We start from the raw sequence: 20,088 nt of genomic DNA, 5'->3' as shown, positions 1-20,088 counted from the left end.
ATGCGCAACAACCAGCCAATAACCAACAGAGAAAAAGCGATACCGCAGGGAGCAACGCTCGTCTCGAAGACAGACCCGAAAGGTGTCATTGTCTACGCGAGCAAAGACTTCAGCGACATCTCTGAATATGACAATGCCGCGATGGTGGGCGAACCGCACAATATCGTCAGGCATCCCGAAATGCCGCAGGCGGCGTTCGGCGACATGTGGGAAAGAATCCGCACTGGTCACCCCTGGCGCGGCCTCGTCAAAAACCGCGCGAATTCGGGCGACCACTATTGGGTCGAAGCGCAGGTTTCACCGCAGTACAAGAATGGCCGGCTTGCAGGCTTCATGTCGGTGCGCCGGCCCCCGGCGCGCTCAGAGGTTGAAAAAGCAGAACAGTTTTACCTCAAGCTGAACAAACAGGGCAAAGACGCCAAAGTCGACACCCGATCGGCTTTCGCCCGGTTTCTGAACCGAATTCCCATTGGGGCAAGGCTCGGCTTTCTCGTCGTCGGTTCGATTTCGACGGGCATAGTGCCGCTGACGCTTTACCTGCTCAACTACCCGGCAGTCGTCATTGTCGGCGCGGGACTCACGATCGGCATTCTGAAGCTGCCGGTGCTGCTTTGGACGCGCAGCGTCGTCTTGAAACACGTGAAGCTCGCGAACGAACTATTGAAAGACATGGGCGAGGGGGATTTCACCCGTTCTATAGACGTTCGCGACAGTACCGAGACCGGGCGCGTTCTCGAGTCGCTTCAGATCATGAACACGAATATCTCGGGCCTCATCTTTCAGATGACTGAAACGGGCAAAGATCTGAACAGCGGCGCCAAAACACTCGCCGATTCGAGCCAGAATCTTTCAACAGGTATCGAACAGATTTCGCAGCAGACGACGAGCATTTCATCTGCCGCAAACCAGATGAATCAGAATCTACAGGTTGTTTCGAGCGCGGTCGAAGAGATGTCGATATCGATCGGCGAAGTGGCAACCAAAGCTTCAGAAGGCGCGCGCGTCTCTAAAGAAGCCGCATCGATCGCGCAAGATGCGCAGGGGCTTGTACGCGATCTTGGCACCGGTGCTGAAAGTATTGGCAAGGTGATCGAAATCATCGCCAAAATTGCCGAGCAGACCAACATGCTCGCGCTCAATGCTTCGATTGAAGCGGCCGGCGCAGGCGAAGCGGGCAAAGGTTTTGCAGTGGTGGCCTCTGAAGTGAAAGAACTCGCCCGACAGACAGCAGCTTCTTCAGAAGACATCAAGAAGCAGATTCAGGCGATTCAGAAAAGTACCGACGATACGATCTCGGCGATCGGCAATATAGCCGGCATCATCAACCGTGTCAATGAAGGCAACGCAAGCATCGCCTCTGCCGTCGAAGAACAATCGATGACGACAAAAGAGATTGCGAGCAACGTTAACCAGATATCGGGCGCTTCGGCCGAGATAAACAAGAACATCTCTGGTATCAGCACTGCGGTGACTGACAGTGCGAAAGACGCGCATAAAATTTCTGAGCTTTCGTCGGCGCTGAAGAAACTCTCTGATTTCTTGACCGGTGTCGTTCAGGAATTCAAAGTCATCAAGTAGTTCGCCGGGCGATGAAGACTCAGGTTCTGATTGTCGACGATTCTGAAGTCTACAGGCTCTTTCTCAGAAACGCGCTGGCAGGGGTTACCGATGTAGAGGTTGTGTCGGTGGCCTCGAACGGGCGGCTCGCGATGCCGCGCGTCAATCACTACAAGCCCGATATCGTGTTGCTTGACTACGACATGCCCGAGATGGATGGTCTTGCGGCGATACCCGAAATCAAGCGGCTCTCGCCCAAGACGCGCATTATCATGTTCAGCACGCACACCACTCAGGGTGCGCGGCTGACGCTTAAGGCACTCGAACTCGGGGCTGACGACTTTATTGCCAAGCCGGCGGGGGCCCTCGGCGGCACCGTCGCAGACGACCTGCGAGCAAAACTTCTCGAACACATTCGGGGGTTTGTTGTAACCAACACCACCCGGGTCGCGCCGGCAGAACCTAAGCCGCTGTTAAAGGCCCGCGATGCCAGGGCCGTCAAGAAGTTTCGCTATTGCCTCATCGGCATTTCAACCGGCGGCCCGCCCGCGCTGCGCCGCCTGTTCAAGCTCTTGCCGGCAGATTTGAAAGGCAGCATTCTTGTGGTGCAACACATGCCACCCCTTTTTACCGCACAGCTCGCAGAAAGCCTCAACGAAGAAAGTGCCCTGACCATTGTTGAGGCGACGACAGGGGTAAGGCCGCAGCCTGCGACTGTCTACATCGCACCCGGCGGCAAACAGATGCGGCTGAAACCAGATGCCCACGGCGACGCAGTCATTATAGTCGAAGAGAGCGATCCGAAAGAGCTTTGCAAACCCTCGGTGAATATCTTGTTTAACTCGGCGGCCGAATTCTGCGCGCCCGAGACGACCGCGATTATCATGACGGGTATGGGCGAAGACGGTTATATGGGCATGAAGGCCCTGTCAGCCGGTGGCGCGTACCTTATGGCGCAGCAGCAAGAAGATTGCGTCATCTTCGGCATGCCGGCAAAGCCCATTCGCGATGGCATCATCGACGAAGAACATGACGTCGAAGGGCTGGCAAAAAAAATCACGGAGTATCTGCGATAATGTCTGATCAGGCTTTTCCCGCGATCGCCAACGCCATCAAACGGCTCACCGGCCTGCATATTGAACCCGAAAAATATTATCTGTTCGAACACCGCTTTCCCGAGGTGATGAAAGAGCATGGTGTCTCAAGTTATGCCGCCCTGCTGCATGAAATCGAGAAAGGTACCAACCAGAAACTCATCAGCCGCGTGATTGAAAAAATCACGACCCACGAAACGCGTTTTTTTCGTGACGAGAGTATTTTCGATGCACTCGTTGAGCAGATAATTCCCGAATGGAAAGAGCGCAATTTTCAAGGGGCAGGCGATGGCCAGTACCCGCCGCTCAAGATCTGGTCTGCCGCATGCTCAACGGGGCAAGAGCCATACTCAATCGCCATGATGCTCGCTGAGTTTCATCTGCAACTGGTACGCAAGACGCAGATTATCGCGACAGATATTTCTGAAGAGTCGGTCGCAAAGGCCGTTCAGGGGCGCTATACCTCTTTCGAACTATCGCGGGGGTTACCCGAAAAATTTCGCAAGAAATTCTTCAGCGAAACCGACGGGGGTGCCCAGATCAACCGCACTCTGCTACCGGCGATCGAATTCAAGCCGATGAACCTCGTCACCGAGCCCGCACCCGACCGCTTCGATATCATTTTCTGCCGAAACGTCGCGTATTATTTTGCGCCCGATCTGCGCCTCGCGCTATTTCAAAAGATGAAAGCCGCCCTCAAGCCCGAAGGTGTACTGGTTCTGGGGTCAGCCGAATCACTGAACGGCATTTTAACCGATTATGTTCTGCGCGAATTCGGTCTCGCGCGCTATTACGAAATGAATACCGCAAATGTGACTTTGTTTGCGCGAAAGAAAAAAACTGAATAGCGGCTAAGCCGCAGGTTAAGAAATATATATGCCACAGTTATCATCGGCAGCGCTGACTTTCATGACCGGTGTCAACTGCCTGCTCTTTGCAGGCTGGTTTCTGATTCTTCGGTGGCGCAGCCAGAATTCCGTTGTGGGTATGCTGTCATGGGCGGCCGGTATGGCGCTGCACGGCGCAGGTTGGATTATTATCGTACTGCGGGGCAATGACCCCCAATGGGCCTGGCTCTTGCCTGGGGCGACGGTCATGCTGCCGGGAACGCTTCTCTTGCTCGATGGCTTTTATCGGCTGCTCAATGCCAGACCCGTACCCCGTATTCAGTGGGTGATCTTGATCAACTTTGAATTGTTGTTGCTGTATTTTACCTATGCAGATTACCGCAGCCCCGTCAGGGGAATCATCTCGTCTGCATACCATACCTTCGTCATTCTCTGGATGGCATTTGTGTTGCCCGGCAATTCAGAGGCGGTTTCGAAACGAATGCGTCTGGGCCTGCGTGCGGTTCTCAGCCTCATTGGGTTAGCGCTCGCTCTGCGCACGATCGCGAATTTTCTGTACCTGAGCGATCCGCATTATTCTACCCTGACCGATGCGGGCATCGACCTTGCAACGACCATTTTATTTTTTGCTACAGCGTTCATGCCGTCGTTCATTTTTCTGGCAATTTCAAACGAAGCGAGTGAACGCAGGCGCATCAGCGTCGCCAATCGCCTCGACGACCTGGTGGCTTCGATTGACGGTATCGTGTGGGAGGCTGATGCACGCACGGTGACTTTCACGTATGTGAGCAGCAAAGCCGAACGGCTGCTCGGTTACCCGGCGAGCGACTGGCTGAAGCCTGGCTTTTGGCAGGCACACATTTACAAAGACGACCAAATTTGGGCGCCGCAATTTTGTGCCGAGCGCGCGCGATTGCTTCAGCCGCATGAGTTTGAGTACCGCTTTGTGGCGTTAGACGGCCGAATCGTCTGGTTGCGCGATCTGGTGACGGTAGTCGCCGAAGCGGGCGAACCCCGGTGGCTGCGCGGCGTAATGGTCGACATTACCGCACGCAAGAAGAAAGATGAGGAGCTAAAGCAGCTCAAGCTTATCTATGAGCTCTTGAGCCATTGCCGCAAGGCGTTTGGTGAGGCCGCTGACGCTGAGGTGCTGCTCGAACAGATTGTGAATTCGTGTACAGTTTCTGACGACGTGCTGCTCGCCTGGATAGGTGAAGAGGCGGCAGATTCGCAAGAGGTAATCGTGAAGGCGGCCGCAGGTAAGGCCATGGCGTACCTGGACGAGCATAAAATTTCTACAGACGAAACCCTGCCCGAAGGGCGGGGGCCTACCGGCCGGGCTATGCGCGAGAAGCGCAGTGTCTTCGTTAATCATCTCGATATCACATCGCATGACATTTTTACTCCCGGGCGCCTGAAGTATGGCATGTACTCATGCGCGAGTGTGTATTTCATTCACTCGAACGGCCGGCCGATGAGCCTGAATATCTACGCAGCGCCCGGAAACTTCTTCTCAGCCCACATGATTGAATCTTTCGAGCAGCTGGCGCACGAAATTTCGCTGGCGCTCGAACGTTTTGCCATCGATCGCTGGCGCACCTATGCCGAGCAGCAGATCAGGGAAAACCAGATTCTGCTCGACTTTGCCATCGAATCAACAGTCGATGCTGTCTGGGACTTTGACCCGAGGGCCAACACCGTAAAATTTTCACACCACTGGGAATCGATGCTCGGTTATGACAAGGGCGAACTCAAGCACAGCCTCGTCGACTGGGAAAAACTTATCCATCCGCAAGATTTGCAGGCGATGAACGAAAATCTGCAGGGGTATCTGCGCGGCGATATGGAAGCATTTGACATGACGCTGCGCATGCGCAGCAAACGCGGCGACTATATTTGGGTAAAAGACCGCGGTGTCGTCGTCGAGCGCGACGAAGCGGGTAAAGCTTCGCGTCTTGTGGGCACTCTCAAGAATATCGACAGCGAAGTGCGCAGCCGCGAAGAAGCGCGTCGTAACGCCATTCTGCTCGATGAAGTATTTAATGCCGCACCTGTGGGTTTAATGGTTATCGACAGGCAGGGCAATGTTTTGCGATCAAACCCCAAGGTAATTGAAGTCGCCGGAGTTCAGAGCGCTCTCGGTTCTGGGGTGGCGGCAAGCGGGGCAATATTCTACGACGAAAACCACCAGCCTTATCCCGAGGGCGTGCTGCCGCAAGTCATCGCGAATCAGGCTACTGAGCAGGCTTTTGCGCAGACTTTCGGAGTGCGCCGGGCAGAGGGCAAAGAGCTTCGCTGGGTTCACGCAATCAGCCGTTTTGTACCGGCCATCGAATCGGCAATCTGTGTCACCTCAGACATTACCGATCTCGTCGAATCGCAGAGGTCGGTTCGCGACCTGGCGCAGGTGCTCGAGCAACGGGTCAAAGAGCGAACGCTCGAGCTTGAAGAGATTAATAAAGAACTCGAAGCATTCAGCTATTCGCTTTCGCATGATCTGAAGGCACCGTTGGTACGCGCTGAAAGCTGGCTGAATATTCTGCAGCAGAAACTCAGGGGTGCATTCGACCAGAATGCAGAAGACATCTTGCAGTACGTGAGGCGTGAGCTGGCTGCCATGACTTCGATGGGCGAAGCGATGATGCAGCTTGCGCGCGTTTCACAATCTGAATTGGTGATAACGGCTGTCGATCTCTCGCAGATTGCAGAGCAAATTTTGAACGATCTGCGCATCGAAAACCCCGAGAGTAAGATCGAAGCAGAAATTCAGCCGGCGATGGTCGTTTATGCCGATGCCGCGCTTGCCAGAGTGCTCATCAGAAACCTGCTCGAGAACGCCGTCAAATACAGTCGGCAGAAGCCCGCCGTTCAGATTAGCTTCTTTCAGAAAGAAGCCACAGGCTCGCCCTGTTACTGCATTCGCGACAACGGTATCGGTTTTGATATGCAATACGCCGACCGCCTGTTCGCGCCGTTTCAGCGTCTGCATTCTGAGAAGGATTACCCCGGTCATGGAATCGGTCTCGCTACGGCGCAACGTATCGTACACCGCCACCAGGGTACAATCAGCGCCGAATCGGCTGTTGACTCAGGCACAACTATTTCGTTTACGCTGCGCAATCAGGCAAGCGAGGCAGGTGCCAGATGAATTCAATGCCCAAAGAGCTCGCGGTCATCATCATTGAAGATTCGATCAGCGACGCGGCGCTGATCGAGCACCACATCGTCTCGCAGGGCTTTGCCGTGCGCAGCCTGCGCGTCGAAACTTCTGCCGAACTGAACAAGGCGCTCGAGCAACCGTGGGATATTGTCATCTCAGATTTTCGCCTGCCGCAGTTTAATGCGATTACAGCGCTTGAGATTCTGAGCCGCACCGGTAAAGATATTCCTTTTATTATCGTCTCGCAGGCAATCGGCGAGGGGGTCGCGGTCGAGTTGATGCGCGCCGGCGCGGTCGACTACATCATGAAGTCGTCGCTGAAGCGCCTGGGGCCAGCAGTTGAGCGCGAGGTGCGCGAGGCCCGGGTGCGCGCGGCCGCACGTGAAAGCGCGCGGGCACTCAGCGAAAACGAGCAGCGCCTCAGGGCCGCGCAAGAAGTGGCAAAAATCGGCAGTTGGGAAACCGACTTGAAAACACTCGCCGTAAACTGGTCGCACGAGACGTACCGCATATTTGGTCTGAATCCGCAGAGTTTTGCCGCGACGCATGAAGCTTTTCTCTCGTTTGTGCACCTTGACGACCGGGCAGCGGTCGATCAGGCGTTTCGTGAATCTCTGCAATCCCCTGAGCGGCATTCGATAGTGCACCGAATCGTGGCGACAGATGGCTCCACTAAATTTGTCGAAGAACGCTGGGGCATTGTATTCGATGAGGCTGGCAATCCGCAAAAGGCATTTGGCACCTGTCAGGATATCACCGAAAGAAAAAAACTCGAAATCGAAGTTGTTGAGCGTGAAATGTTTCTGCAGTCGGTGATCGAAAGCCAGATCAACGGCATTGTCGTGGTTTCAGCTACGGGCGAAATTACTTTGGCCAACGACAGCGCAGCACAGATTCTTGAGCTTCAGCGCGACAAGGTAACCGGCAGATATTATCAACAAGCAGACTACTGGAAACAGATTGATCTGAACTTTCAGCCGCTGCCTGTCGAGGTGCTGCCGCTCAGCCGCGCGCTGCAGCAGGGGCAAACGGTAACGGGGTTTGAGCACGGTATCGTGTTTCCCGATGGCACTACCAAATGGCTGTCCGTTTCGGCAGCGCCGATAAGGGCGGCCGGTGGCACGCAAAACGGGGCCGTTGCCAGTTTTCTCGAAATCACCGAAGTTTATCTGCAGCGCGAACGCAACCTGCAGCAATTACAGCGTCTGCGCCTGCAAGAGCATGCAATGAACAGTTCGGCGAGCGGAGTCATCATCTCTGACGCGAGATTGCCCGATATGCCCGTCACCTATGTAAACGCCGCTTTCACTAAAATAACGGGTTTCGCCGCGCATGAGGTTATCGGCAAAAATTGCCGCTTCTTGCACCGGGGCGACAACGACCAAGAAGATCTTCGCCGCCTGCGCGAGGCGCTAAAACGCTTCGAGGGCGGCGATTTCGTTTTGCGTAATTACGATAAGTCGGGTAAGGTCTTTTATTCGAGCCTCAATATCGCACCGGTCAGCAACGAAGCCGGGGCTGTGACACATTTTGTGGCGATTCAGACGGATGTCACAGAGAAAATGCGGGCCGAAGCTGAACTCGAATCGGCTCGCGAACGAATGGAGCTGGCGTTGACCGGCGCGCAGCTGGGGCTGATCGATACCGACATGGTGACCGGCGAGACTTTCTTTAATGCCCGCTTCGCCGAAATTCTTGGGTACGATCAAGGCGAGCTGATCGTCAATAAGGCGGCAGACCTGTGGACACATCTGCATGCTGATGATGTCGATCGCATGCAGCAGGCTCTGGCCGATCATATAAACGGACTTGCAGACCGTATGGAACAGGAATACCGCATGCGCCACAAAACCGGCCGCTGGGTCTGGATTCTCGCCCGGGGACGAATCGTTGCACGGGCAGCCGATGGCACACCCAAACGCTATACCGGCACGATTCTGGATATCACCGAGCGCAAAGAACAGAGCGAGCGCATACTCGAACTCTCGCAGCGACTCATCGCGATTTCAGAAACCGAACGGGCAGAAATCTCGAGCGAGCTGCACGACGTGCTCGGGCAGAGCCTGGTGCTCACCAAACTCAATCTGCTGCGCTTTCTTGACGACAAGAACCTGCGCACACCAGAGAACGAAAAACTGCTGCTCGAGCCGATTTCAGAGACGCTGCGCAAAGCCCGTGAGATTTCACGCCGGCTCACCCCGAGCCACATGAAAAAAGTTGGCCTGGCGCTGGCGGTTGAAGATATGCTGCAGTCTGCGGCGACACTCTCGCGCGTCGAGATTCAGCACGACCTGGCTGCGCTAGAAAATTTCTTTCCGGAAAACTGGAGTATCAACTGCTACCGAATTTTACAAGAAGCGGTCACGAATGCGCTCAAGCATTCGGGTGCTTCGCGCGTCGTGATCGCCACGCGCAGAATCGATAAGAATCTCGAAATCGAAATCACCGATAACGGTAAAGGATTCAGCGACGCAGCGGACGCCGAAGGCATAGGCCTTGCGCTGATGCGCGAGCGGGTTCGCGGTTTACGCGGGCATATGTTCTTCACCAGTTCACCACAGGGACTCACGCTGCACGTTCTGCTGCCGCCCGAGCAGCAGTCACCCACCGCTTGAGATGACGGCACGGCAACTTCTCGTAGCCTTAACGATTGACGCGTTATCGGGCTGACCGGGTTTTTCGCCGCAGGTAGGCGATGCCAAAAATTCTCACTGTCGACGACTCAGAACCCATGCGCAAGATGCTCGCCTTGGTGCTCAAAGCCGGGGGCTACGACGTCGTCTCGGCGGGTGATGGCGCCGAGGCGCTAGAGCTGTACCAGAAGTCACCGGTCGATCTCATTATTACCGACATCAACATGCCTTATATGGACGGCATCGAGTTTATTCGCCAGGTGCGCCTTATTTCTCCCGATGTGCCAATCGTCGCCCTGACCACCGAATCAGAAGAAACAATGCGGCGTCGCGGCCATGATGCAGGGGCGAACGGCTGGGTGGTGAAGCCTTTTAAACCGCAGCCGTTACTCGACTATATCAGGCAGCTTCTGCGTTAATGAAAATAGCGGGGGATCTACCCCGAATCAGCGTTTCTGCGGCCAGAACGGGGGATATCCCCCTTCTGAATAATTGTCAAAGGTTTTTTTGAAACATAAGACAAAAATTCGTCGATTGCCGCGGTACCGATTATACTCATTGTAACAGGAGCTACAAATGGGAAAGGTACTCGCAGTCGATGATTCAGAGCCGATGCGCAAAATGGTGGGGCTCGTGCTCGGCTCGGCCGGGTTCGAGGTGACTCTGGCGCAAAATGGCGCAGACGCGCTCGAGAAACTCAGGGCAGAGGATTTTGATCTGCTGGTGACTGACATTAATATGCCGGTGATGCATGGTATCGACCTGATTCAGCATGCGCGGCGCCTGCATGAAGAGTTGCCGATTCTGGCGCTCACAACCGAAGGGCAAGAGGCGATGCGCAAACGTGGGCAAGATGCCGGGGCGAACGGCTGGGTGCAGAAACCCTTTAAACCTGTGCAATTTCTCGAAGTGATTCGCCAACTCGTCAGCCATACGTAAACTTACGTATAGTAACTATACCTACCTGGGCAGGTAGGCTGCTCAATTGACTTTTGCCGAAAACCGTGCTATAGCCTCGTCTCGTGGCAGGCTCAGCGAACATGCAAACAATTCTGGCGGTAGACGATTCAGAAACCATGCGGCAGATGGTCAAAATGACCCTCACGGCGGGCAATTATAACGTGATTCTCGCGAATGACGGTGAAGACGGTCTTGAAAAATTCGTCAGCACGAGTGATATTGGGCTAGTCGTCACCGATATCAACATGCCCAAGATGGATGGTATTGGTCTTATTCGTGAAATACGCTCGCGCAACGCCGATGTGCCGATTCTGGCGCTCACCACAGAATCTGAAGAAGGCATGAGAAAAAAAGGTGCGGATGCAGGTGCGAACGGCTGGCTTGTAAAACCTTTCAAGCCAGCGCAGTTCATCGATATCATCAAACAGATTCTGTAGATTCGATAACGCTTGACGCAGATAAACGCCGGCGCAGCCTGCTAGCAGCGTCATGTCAACAACGGCTGCCCCCAAAGACTACCAGATTATTCTCGCAGACGATCATTCGATCTTGCGCGCCGGCGTGAAAGTGCTGATCGAAGGCAAACCCGGGTTCAAGGTTGTCGGCGAAGTCGGTAACGGTCAAGACCTGCTCGACCTGTTGGCGAAAATTCCCTGTGATATGGTCGTGCTCGACCTGAATATGCCGCTCATGAACGGCATCGAAGCTCTCGAATACATGCAAATGCACTTTCCCCGGGTGGCGGTGCTCGTGCTGACGACTCATAAAGAAAAACCTTTCCTGAAGCGGGCTCTCGCAAAAGGGGCGAAAGGCTATCTTCTCAAAGAAGAGACGCATGATAAATTGATATCCGCCATAAGCGATATTCGCCAGGGCAAACGTGTTATTTCGGCAGAGATGACGAGCCTCATCGTCGACGACTATTCGACCGACCTTTCGAGCCCGCTGACTGCAGACCTGTTGACGCAGCGCGAAAAAGAAATTCTGAGCCTGACCGCCAATGGCCTCACGAGCAAAGAGATTGCCGAACGGCTCGATATCAGCGCACGCACAGTAGAAGCGCACCGCGGCAACGTGCGCGAAAAGCTGGGCATCACGACGATGAGCGAACTCGTCAAGTATGCAATGGACCACAATCTATTGTAATCGCAGCAGATAACTCGCTGCTACGTAATTCTACCTAAGGCGATGCGCCCTTAAACCAATTGACTTTTCAGATAAAATATGGTTCTCTAACCCATGGCAAACATTCTTGCGGTCGACGATTCAGAGCCGATGCGCGCCATCGTGTCGCAGGCATTAAGGTCGGGCGGGCATGAGGTTACCCTGGCCGAAGAGGGCGAAGACGCGCTGACAAAATTCAAGTCAGGCGAATTCGACCTGATCATTACCGACATCAATATGCCGGTGATGGATGGCTACGCATTCGTCAAGGCGGTGCGGGCGCTGAACGGCGATATTCCGATTCTCGCGCTGACGACAGAAGGGCAAGAAAGCCAGCGCAAGGCAGGCGAAGATGCCGGCGTCGACGGCTGGATAGTCAAGCCCATTAAACCCGCTCAGTTTCTCGCGATCGTAAAGCAGATTCTGACATGAGCGGCGAAGAGAACATTGGTATCGTTATATTCGGTACCGAAGCGCAGGTCGCCTGGTGTTCGAGCGCACTTTCAGGAGTTCTCAAGGCGCGGCGGCATTTTGTCACCGAACGTGACAAGCTCGGTGAGACGATACGCACAGCAGTACCCGAAATTGCACTGCTCGCCACCGGCGATGCCAATTCATGCCGCAACCTGATTTTACTCTGCCGCCGCGAGAACCCGGCGCTGCTGATCATAATCTGGAACGCCGAGAACGGCAGGCTTTCTGCAGAAAAAGATCTGTGCCAGAGTACATTCGCGATCGTCGATGGCGATGCCGGCACGCTCGATATCATCGCGATTCTCAAGAAGGCGTTCGCCTTCGTCTTGCAGAAGCGTGAGCAGCAAGAGCTGCAGCGTAAACGGCAATTGCGGCGGCAGAACCCCGCGCAGTGGCTCATGGGTGAAGAAAATGCAGAACGCCACCGCCAGCTCGAATACGCACGGTCACTGATTCGAAACATTCTGCACTCGGCATCACAGGGTCTGGGCATCGGCGCTGTATTGACCTATATCGATCTGTTGCAGATGTCACCGGCGATACAGGCAATCAAAGAGGGTGACGAAACGATCAGTGGCCTCGTCAAGAATGCGAGCGCCGCGCGGCAGTGGCTGGCCGCGTTTGAAAATATTCTGACCGGCCTGCAGAAACGTTACGAGGCCGATCTGCTGCCGTTCACGACCGTGAATAATGCGATAACCGCTGCCGTCAAAAACAGTGAGCATTTCAGAGCGATTAAGGGTCATGAAGTAGTGATGGCGCTGAGCGAATTTGTCGGCACGGTGCGCGGCAACGCTGAGGCGATCGGTGAAATCATCGCCGAGCTGCTCTTGAACGCTTACAAATACTCTCCCGCGAAAAGTAAAGTACGGCTTATGTGTTATGTGACGCCCGAGATCTACTCGGTGGTGGTCGTGAGTGAGATCGAGACGATGCGCGGCGGTGTCACCGGCGTGCCCGCTGCCTTTGAAAAACGGGTGTTCGAGCCGTTCTTCAGGTTAAACAATACGTGGGACGACCGGTTTCGCGAGCAGAAATATGGTCTCGGTATTGGCCTGACTCTGGCCGAGCATGCGGCCGAGCAGTGTGGCGCGCGGCTATATCTGTACCAGATTGAATTGCCTGCAACCGAAGTTGCGGCCGACGGCGCAGAGCGCGCAAATCGCATCGTCGCTGAGTTGACGTTGCAGAGGGCAGGGTGAGCAGCAAACCGGCAATCTGCCTGGTGCACCGGTCAGATTCACCCCCTGAAGGTATCATAGCAGCACTCAGCACACTTTCTGAAGTCCGCGTTTTTTCAGGCACCCGGCCACTGCCGCCTGTTTCAGACACTGCGCAGCTTCTCGTGTTTTATGCTCCGGTAGTCGATACTGACTTTCTGCCCGAAATTCAACATCACTGCAATGCGGGAAAGCGATCTGTCATTGTGATCTGTGCGAACCTCGCGAAACCTCAGAGGCAGCAAATGCTGCAGATGGGCGTAGCAGAAATTCTTGAACCTGATATCGACCACGCAGAACTCATCATAAAAGTACGGCGCGTGATCGAGGCGGTCAATCTGGCGGGCCGCATCGCCGAACTCGATGGCCATATCGAGAAACTTTCAGCGTATTTTTCGGGCGATGTGGTAAAGATGATTCTGGGCCAGCAAGCCACAAACCACGATTATGGCGAGAATCTCGAAGCCACAATCTTCTTTCTCGACATTCGCAATTTTACACGCATCAGCGAAGGCGTCGAACCCAACCTCATTGCAGCGTTGTTGAACCGCCTCTATACAGATATTATGGATTTAATACTGACGTACAAGGGGTCAGTCAATAAAATTATCGGCGACGCCCTGTTATCGACCTTTGGCTGCCCGGTGCGGGGTGAACGCGATGCCCGCAATGCCGTTGAGTGCGCCCTGGCGATTCGCGACACGCTTCACCTGTTCAACAGCACGAAACCGGCCTACATACAAGAAGATATCTCTATCGGCATGGGCATTGCAACCGGGCGCGTATTTGCCGGTACCATCGGCTCATACCGCAAAAGGGATTACACCGTGATTGGTGACACCGTCAATATTGCCGCGCGCCTCGAAGGGTTAACCAAGCAGACACGCTTTGATCTCATCATCGATCGCAAAACCCGCGATCTGGCAGGTCAAGACCTGAAAGTGCGAAAACTGCAGGTGAGTCGGGTGCGTGGCCGCACGCAGCCGATGGAGATTTTTCTCGTCGATGGCCTGGCGCATAAGGCAGCGGCGACCGGCACCGATGCGGTGTTTTTCAGCAGCTAAAGTTCTGTTTTTACATATGGTTTGACGGTGCAAAATCTGCCCCAAGGCTGACACCGTACTCGCTCCCCATGAAGAAGAATAAGTCCAGTCGATCGGCAAAGTCAGGCGGTGAAAATTCGCGCAAGGCTGCAATAGAAGTCGAAATCACCCCGACGGGTGCCCCGAAAGGCCTCGGCGCCTGGGCGATGAAGGGCAAAGCGACGGTCAAAATGGCCGCACCCGCGATTGGCCGCCTCGCCAAGAGCCAGCAGAAGCTGCTCTTGTGGATCAAGAAAAAGCGCAATGAGCGTCTGACGCTCATGTTTATTCCCCACAACGAGCTCAAAATACGCAATTACCACATCAGCAATCTGACGCTGATTATCGTCACCTCGGTTTTGGGGCTCGTGCTACTCGTCAGTGCATTTCTGGTGATTCGCCATAACAGCACGATTCAAGAAGTCGATAAGCTGCGCGTTTCGCACAAAGATGCCGAGGTACAGTTCGCGAAGGTTCGGCAAGAAATTATCGAACTCAGCAAGTCTTACGAAGATATTCGCCAGAACCTTTCGTCGCTGCAGTCATTGTCGAAGGGCACGAATGAAAAGCCGGCGAGCGCGAGCGATAGTTTCGCCGCGCAGCTGGCAGAACTGCAGCAAAAGACCAGAGAGAGCAAAGACCCTGAAAAAATACCGCTCGAAATATTTCTCATGAACCGCATGCTGCACGACATGGAGATTTCGCGCGGTTCGCTGGGGCAGGTGCAGGAATATCTGAAGAAGCGAGAGCGTGTGCTGAAGAATACGCCGACGATCTGGCCCGTACAGGGTTACATCATTAACCCGTTCGGTTTTGTGCGCATGTCGCACCGGCTGAACGTCGGCTACAATGCCGGTGTCGACATTGCGGTGCCGCATGGCGCAGCGGTGGCCGCGACAGCCCCGGGAATCGTCGTCAGCATCAACAAAGAGGCAAACCTGACCTATACGGTCAAAATCCGCCACAATTACGGCTACGAGACGGTCTACAAGGGCATCGAAGTCGTGACGGTTTCGCAAGAAGAGAAGGTCAACAAGGGCGAACCGATCGGCAACGTCGGCCATGCCGATGACAACTTTGAGAGTATCTTGCACTACGAAGTGCACATCGGGGTCGAAGCGGTGAATCCGATGCCCTACCTGCCGCTCGCCGGCGCGTAATTGCAGGAGCATAAGCGATGAAAAAACAGATAGATGCGGTCGCGGTCATTTCGAGTTACGTCGGGCAAGGCGACAGCTTTCATGGCGATTTTCAGCTCACAGGCGCATTGCGCGTCGACGGTACCGTCAGCGGCACCGTGCGCTCGACGACGCAGGTGATTATCGGGCCCACGGGTCATGTGAAAACCAATGTCGAAGCCGATAGCGTCATCGTCTCAGGTCGTGTCGATGGTAATATCTATGCGCTCGATTTCGTGCACCTGATGAAAAACGCGCGAGTCATGGGTGACATCGTCGCCGCAAATCTTTTGGTCGATGAAGGCGTCATCTTTGAAGGCCGGGCGCGCATTAATCATTTGAACGTCGGTAGCTGATCGTTTCCCGAAGGGAAAACGATCAGCTAAATCAATAAATCTGCCGATAATCGTGCATGCAGCAGGTGCAGCCATCGCACTTAAGACCCGCAACGGGTGATCTTGCACAGCGCGCCGGAATCTCACATGCCCAGGCAGGCGAAAAAAACAGCGCAGCTGCTGCGCAATCGGGCTTCTCAGGCATGGTCTCGCAGATTCTACAGAAGAAGACGGCGACACAGCGGGGTAGCACCCTCGAAGATCTGATGGCGAACCTCGACAACGACGAACGCGACTTTGCCGATGCCCCTTCGCGTGATCGTTATGAAAAATACAAGCAGACGGTGAAACTTCTCTGCAACATGCTCATTCAGCGCAGCTACCGCCTGCAGGGCTGGGAAGACAAACGCCAGCGTCGCTACGAAATCATCAAGACCATCGACACGCGACTGGCGCAGCTTTACAGCGGCCTCATGCGCCGCAACCAGGACGTCGTGATCGCGCTGCACCTCATGGGGCAGATTCGCGGATTGATTTTTGATCTACGCGCTTAAGGCTGCCGCACCTGATCTGCAGCGTGCGCAGCAGATCAGATGCGGGCTAATATATTTTTCGCAATTTTCGGCTTCGATTTGCCAATCTTGAGAGCCAGTTTACAGACGGCATCAACCTGTTTACAATCGTTTGCTTGCAGGTCTTCTTTATAAATACGCAGCAGGCTCTCGCCTTTCTTGACCGGTTCGCCAGGGTATTTCAGCATTTCGAGCGAGACCTGGTCGACCACCGCGTCGGTCGATTTTTTGCGACCGGCGCCCAGATCGACCATAAGGTTGCCAATCGCCCGGCTGTCGGCGTGAGAGAAGTAGCCAGCCGCCGGAGCGCGGTAGTTGTAAACAGTTTTGGTATCGTTCGCCGCGAACGCCTTTAGAATATTTTCAGCCTTCTTTTCGAGGCCCGCCACGTCGCCCAGCTGTGCCTTGACCCAGGCTTCCATCTTCTGCCTCAGGGCGCCGCTGCGCCACAGGCCCATCAGCGACGCCAAGGCATTCTTGCGGGCCTTTAAGTTTGTGCGCGACGCAGGCTCGAGCATGGCGACCGCGAGTTCGACAGTGATTTCGACGAGAGAAGCTACCAGCAGTTCTTCGCGGTTGAGTTTCGCCTTTTTGACAAAAAGTTTTTCTGCGGTTTCCAGATAGATTCCAGTGGGTTTGCAGAACTCGAAGGCCTCCCAGGTCTCGATTGTGTTGCCAGTATAGCGCCCGAGCGGAAAATCCATCGCGGTGATGAGGCAGGTGGTTTTGACCCCGGCCTTGTTTGCGGTATTGGCGATCGAAGTTGCGAGTGCGCGTGCGTCTTTCAAATTCTGCATGAACGCCCCGCTGCCGCATTTGACGTCCATAACGAGTACGTCGAGGTCTTCGGTGAGTTTCTTGCTCAGAATCGAAGCGGTGATGAGAGATATTTCATCGACCGTTGCGGTGACGTCGCGCAGCGCATAGATTTTTTTATCTGCAGGCGCGATGTCGGCGCTCTGACCGATGATAAAACAACCTGTGGTGTTGAGATGCGCAGTCAGGCGCGCCTGCTCGTGTTCAAAGTAATAGCCCGGTATTGCGGCGAGTTTATCGAGTGTGCCGCCGGTGAAGCCAAGGCCGCGGCCCGAGATCATCGGCACCTTGCGGCCGGCGGCGGCGAGCCAGGGGGCGAGCATGAGCGACGTTTTGTCACCGACGCCGCCGGTAGAATGTTTGTCGACCTTCACGCCTTTAACGGCAGAGAAGTCGAGCCGCTTACCGCTTTCGGCCATCGCCCTGGTGAGCTGCGAGCGCTCCTCAACATCCATTCCCTGAAAGCAGATTGCCATGAGCAATGCAGTAATCTGGTAATCGGGTATTTCGCCGGTGGTGACGCCCTTCACCACGCGGTCGATTTCAGCTTTCGTGAGTTTAAGGCCCGCTTTTTTACGCGCAATAATTTCATTCATAAGAGAGCAAGTCTGCAAAGCAGGCCCGCAGAGGCAACAGATTACTGACTCTGCAGAAAGTCGCTGAAGGTGATTGTCCGGTCAGGTGCTGCTCAGATTTTCGCCTATGAAATCTTCAGGGCAATCAGTAGGATTCAGATGCGTCTTGTTTTCGGCTCTCGTGGCGATACCCGCAGGCTGCTTTCACGAGCCCGTAAAACTGGCGCCGTCTTTCATGCGCCACATGGAGCTGAAGCCCATAATCGTCGATACGACCCAGTCAGAGATGCGCATACTCGACGAGCGGCAAAACCGGGTGCTGCTGCGTTTGAGTCTCAGCGACGCTTTTCTCTCTTTGCGCAGGGCAGAAGACATGGTGCGCGAGCGTATGGCGAGCTATACGATGGCCGACACGGTCAAAGAAAACTGCCGGTTAAAACAACTCGCCTCTGGCAAGGTCGAACCGGAGGGGATCTTGATCGAAGCGCACCTGAATTGCAGCAGCGGTGCCACAGCGATCGCCGACCTGACGATACGGTTGGTCGATGGTGCTCCCGTTATGGCAATCAAGGCGCGCGATCACCGCTTCAATCGCCTTCAACTCGTATTTCAGGCCGAGCCCGATGAGCATATTTTTGGCGGCGGCGAGCAGTTCACGCATCTCGATCTGCGGGGCAAACGGCTGCCGATGCTGACAGAAGAGCAGGGCGTGGGGCGCGGCGCTCAGCCGATCACTGCGGGGGCGAATATCACCGCAGGCGCCGGCGGCAGCGACGTGACGACCTATGCGCCGGTTCCGTTCTTTTTCACATCAGCTTACCGATCATTCGATACAGTGCAGAATGAATACCAGGTCTGGAATTTTGGCCGCAGCTGCTACAGCGTCGACATCTGGCAGAATGAATTGCAGCTGAGCTTTAACACTTCTGGCAGCTATGCAGCGCTCATCGAGAAATATACCGCACGCACTGGCCGCATGCGGCCGCTGCCCGATTGGGCGCTCGGCACGATTCTGGGGGTTCAGGGCGGCAAAGACAAGGTCGAGCAGGTCTTGAACGCTGCGCTTGCGGCAGGAAACCCCGTTACTGCAATCTGGATTCAGGATTGGGTTGGCCGGCGCCTGACCAATTTTGGCTCGCAGCTGTGGTGGCGCTGGCTGCCCGATGAAAAGGCCTACCCCAATTTTAGAGGGTGGGTAGCATCGCTGCGCGCGCGCGGCATTCGCGTGCTCGGCTATGTTAATCCGTTTCTGGCAGACGAGGGGCCGATCTTCGAAGAAGCGAAGCAGAGAGGATTTCTCGTGCGCGACCGCCTTGGGCAGCCGTACAAAATTCGTACCGTGGGTTTTCCTGCTTATTTGATTGATCTTGCCAATGCCAATGCACGCACGTATCTCAAAGGTATTATTAAACAGAATATGTTGCAGGCTGGCCTTGCGGGGTACATGGCTGATTTCGGCGAATGGCTGCCGTGGGATTCGCAAATGGCCGACGGCGAACGCGGCGCAGCCTGGCATAATCGCTACGCTACCGAATGGGCGCGTCTCAACCGCGAGGTGATTCGCGAAAGCGGGCTTGAGGGCGAAGTCGTGTTCTTCACGCGTTCGGGCTTCACCGGCTCAGCAGCGCATTCGACTTTGTTCTGGGCGGGCGATCAGCTTGTGACCTTCGACGAATTCGACGGGCTAGCTTCGGCAATTACGGGTATGCTTACGGGCGGCGTTTCGGGCCTGACGCTCAACCACAGCGACATCGGCGGTTATACGACGATCAACAACCCGCTCAAAAACTACCACCGCAGCCGCGAGCTCTTGCTTCGCTGGGCTGAAATGGCGGTCTTTACCCCGTTCTTTCGCAACCACGAGGGCAACCGCCCTGAGAAAAACTACCAGGTCTACAGCGACGAACGTATCACGGGCGAATTTGCCGCGTTGGGCCGCCTGCACCAGCGGCTTGCTCCGCTCATGAAGCAGCTGATGGCCGAAGCCGCTGCAAGCGGTATGCCGCTAATGCGGCCGCTGTTCTTGCACTACCCGGCTGACCACAACACCTTTGCGCTGCGCCACCAGTTCATGCTCGGGCGTGACGTGATTGTAGCCCCGGTCATTAAAGAAGGGGCTCTAAAAGGCAGAGTTTATCTGCCTGCCGGCGGTTGGATTGAGTCCTCAACCGGTACCTTGATACGCAGTTCGGGTTGGCACGAGTTTGCTGCGCCTTTAGGGGTGCCCGTGGCGTTTATTCGCGCCGACGCCCCCGAAGTTGCGGCGCTCGAGGCACTGCTTGCTCCCGAGAAGAAGCCAGAAAACTGATGGGGTTGCGCTGCAGGTTGTTTGGCGGCTAGCCGCCACGCCCTGATCTTCATTGGTTCTATCTCTTGAAATCTTCTTCTCCGCATGAAAAGCATACGCATCGGGGCACATG

The 20,088-nt window shown here is 55.0% G+C and carries 17 protein-coding genes; 16 read left to right on the top strand and 1 reads right to left on the bottom strand.

The features are described from left to right. From TURPA_RS19415 to TURPA_RS19345, 15 genes are all read left to right on the top strand, one after another. A complete protein-coding gene (locus TURPA_RS19415) occupies positions 1-1,578 on the top strand; it encodes a methyl-accepting chemotaxis protein (protein ID WP_014804972.1) in 1,578 nt (525 codons plus the stop codon). An 11-nt stretch (positions 1,579-1,589) separates the two neighbouring features. Beyond that, the gene (cheB, locus tag TURPA_RS19410; protein WP_014804971.1) at positions 1,590-2,633 is read left to right on the top strand and encodes a chemotaxis-specific protein-glutamate methyltransferase CheB; all 1,044 of its coding nucleotides are present in this window, start codon (positions 1,590-1,592) and stop codon (positions 2,631-2,633) included. After that, positions 2,633-3,499 carry a CheR family methyltransferase gene (locus TURPA_RS19405; RefSeq protein ID WP_014804970.1) on the top strand — a complete coding sequence of 289 codons (867 nt, stop codon included), beginning with the start codon at positions 2,633-2,635 and terminating at the stop codon, positions 3,497-3,499. The genes cheB and TURPA_RS19405 overlap by 1 nt, the downstream gene beginning before the upstream one ends. 28 nt (positions 3,500-3,527) lie before the next feature. Then, positions 3,528-6,647, top strand: coding sequence for a PAS domain-containing protein (locus tag TURPA_RS22335; RefSeq protein WP_053332250.1), 3,120 nt, complete (start codon positions 3,528-3,530; stop codon positions 6,645-6,647). Further along, positions 6,644-9,274 (top strand): PAS domain S-box protein, encoded by a 2,631-nt coding sequence (locus TURPA_RS19395; protein ID WP_014804968.1) that lies wholly within the window; start codon positions 6,644-6,646, stop codon positions 9,272-9,274. The genes TURPA_RS22335 and TURPA_RS19395 overlap by 4 nt, the downstream gene beginning before the upstream one ends. A gap of 80 nt (positions 9,275-9,354) precedes the next feature. Continuing rightward, positions 9,355-9,711: a response regulator gene (locus TURPA_RS19390; RefSeq protein ID WP_014804967.1), complete on the top strand. Its 357-nt coding sequence runs from the start codon at positions 9,355-9,357 to the stop codon at positions 9,709-9,711. A 157-nt stretch (positions 9,712-9,868) separates the two neighbouring features. Continuing rightward, positions 9,869-10,231, top strand: a complete 363-nt coding sequence (locus tag TURPA_RS19385) for a response regulator (protein WP_014804966.1) — start codon at positions 9,869-9,871, stop codon at positions 10,229-10,231. A 101-nt stretch (positions 10,232-10,332) separates the two neighbouring features. Further along, positions 10,333-10,689, top strand: coding sequence for a response regulator (locus TURPA_RS19380; RefSeq protein ID WP_014804965.1), 357 nt, complete (start codon positions 10,333-10,335; stop codon positions 10,687-10,689). Positions 10,690-10,741: 52 nt separating this feature from the next. Further along, on the top strand, positions 10,742-11,398 hold the full coding sequence (locus tag TURPA_RS19375) for a response regulator (protein ID WP_014804964.1): 657 nt from the start codon (positions 10,742-10,744) through the stop codon (positions 11,396-11,398). Between the two features lie 93 nt (positions 11,399-11,491). After that, positions 11,492-11,848 (top strand): response regulator, encoded by a 357-nt coding sequence (locus TURPA_RS19370; protein ID WP_014804963.1) that lies wholly within the window; start codon positions 11,492-11,494, stop codon positions 11,846-11,848. After that, a complete protein-coding gene (locus tag TURPA_RS19365; protein WP_014804962.1) occupies positions 11,845-13,092 on the top strand; it encodes a sensor histidine kinase in 1,248 nt (415 codons plus the stop codon). The genes TURPA_RS19370 and TURPA_RS19365 overlap by 4 nt, the downstream gene beginning before the upstream one ends. Beyond that, positions 13,089-14,174: an adenylate/guanylate cyclase domain-containing protein gene (locus TURPA_RS22330; protein WP_014804961.1), complete on the top strand. Its 1,086-nt coding sequence runs from the start codon at positions 13,089-13,091 to the stop codon at positions 14,172-14,174. The genes TURPA_RS19365 and TURPA_RS22330 overlap by 4 nt, the downstream gene beginning before the upstream one ends. 68 nt (positions 14,175-14,242) lie before the next feature. Then, entirely contained in the window at positions 14,243-15,352 is a 1,110-nt protein-coding gene (locus tag TURPA_RS19355; protein WP_014804960.1) for a murein hydrolase activator EnvC family protein, read from the top strand. Between the two features lie 17 nt (positions 15,353-15,369). After that, positions 15,370-15,726 (top strand): bactofilin family protein, encoded by a 357-nt coding sequence (locus TURPA_RS19350; protein ID WP_014804959.1) that lies wholly within the window; start codon positions 15,370-15,372, stop codon positions 15,724-15,726. Between the two features lie 56 nt (positions 15,727-15,782). Then, entirely contained in the window at positions 15,783-16,259 is a 477-nt protein-coding gene (locus TURPA_RS19345; RefSeq protein WP_014804958.1) for a YaaR family protein, read from the top strand. Positions 16,260-16,294: 35 nt separating this feature from the next. Here the strand turns inward: TURPA_RS19345 and TURPA_RS19340 are convergent, their stop codons facing one another. After that, a complete protein-coding gene (locus tag TURPA_RS19340) occupies positions 16,295-17,689 on the bottom strand; it encodes a thymidine phosphorylase (protein ID WP_014804957.1) in 1,395 nt (464 codons plus the stop codon). A 106-nt stretch (positions 17,690-17,795) separates the two neighbouring features. Between TURPA_RS19340 and TURPA_RS19335 the strand changes: the two genes are divergently transcribed. Further along, the gene (locus tag TURPA_RS19335) at positions 17,796-19,976 is read left to right on the top strand and encodes an alpha-glucosidase (protein WP_053332249.1); all 2,181 of its coding nucleotides are present in this window, start codon (positions 17,796-17,798) and stop codon (positions 19,974-19,976) included. The last annotated feature ends 112 nt before the right edge of the window (positions 19,977-20,088 follow it).

Source organism: Turneriella parva DSM 21527, from assembly GCF_000266885.1.
GTDB classification, from domain to species: Bacteria; Spirochaetota; Leptospiria; order Turneriellales; family Turneriellaceae; genus Turneriella; species Turneriella parva.
This window is presented reverse-complemented; position numbering and strand designations above follow the sequence as displayed.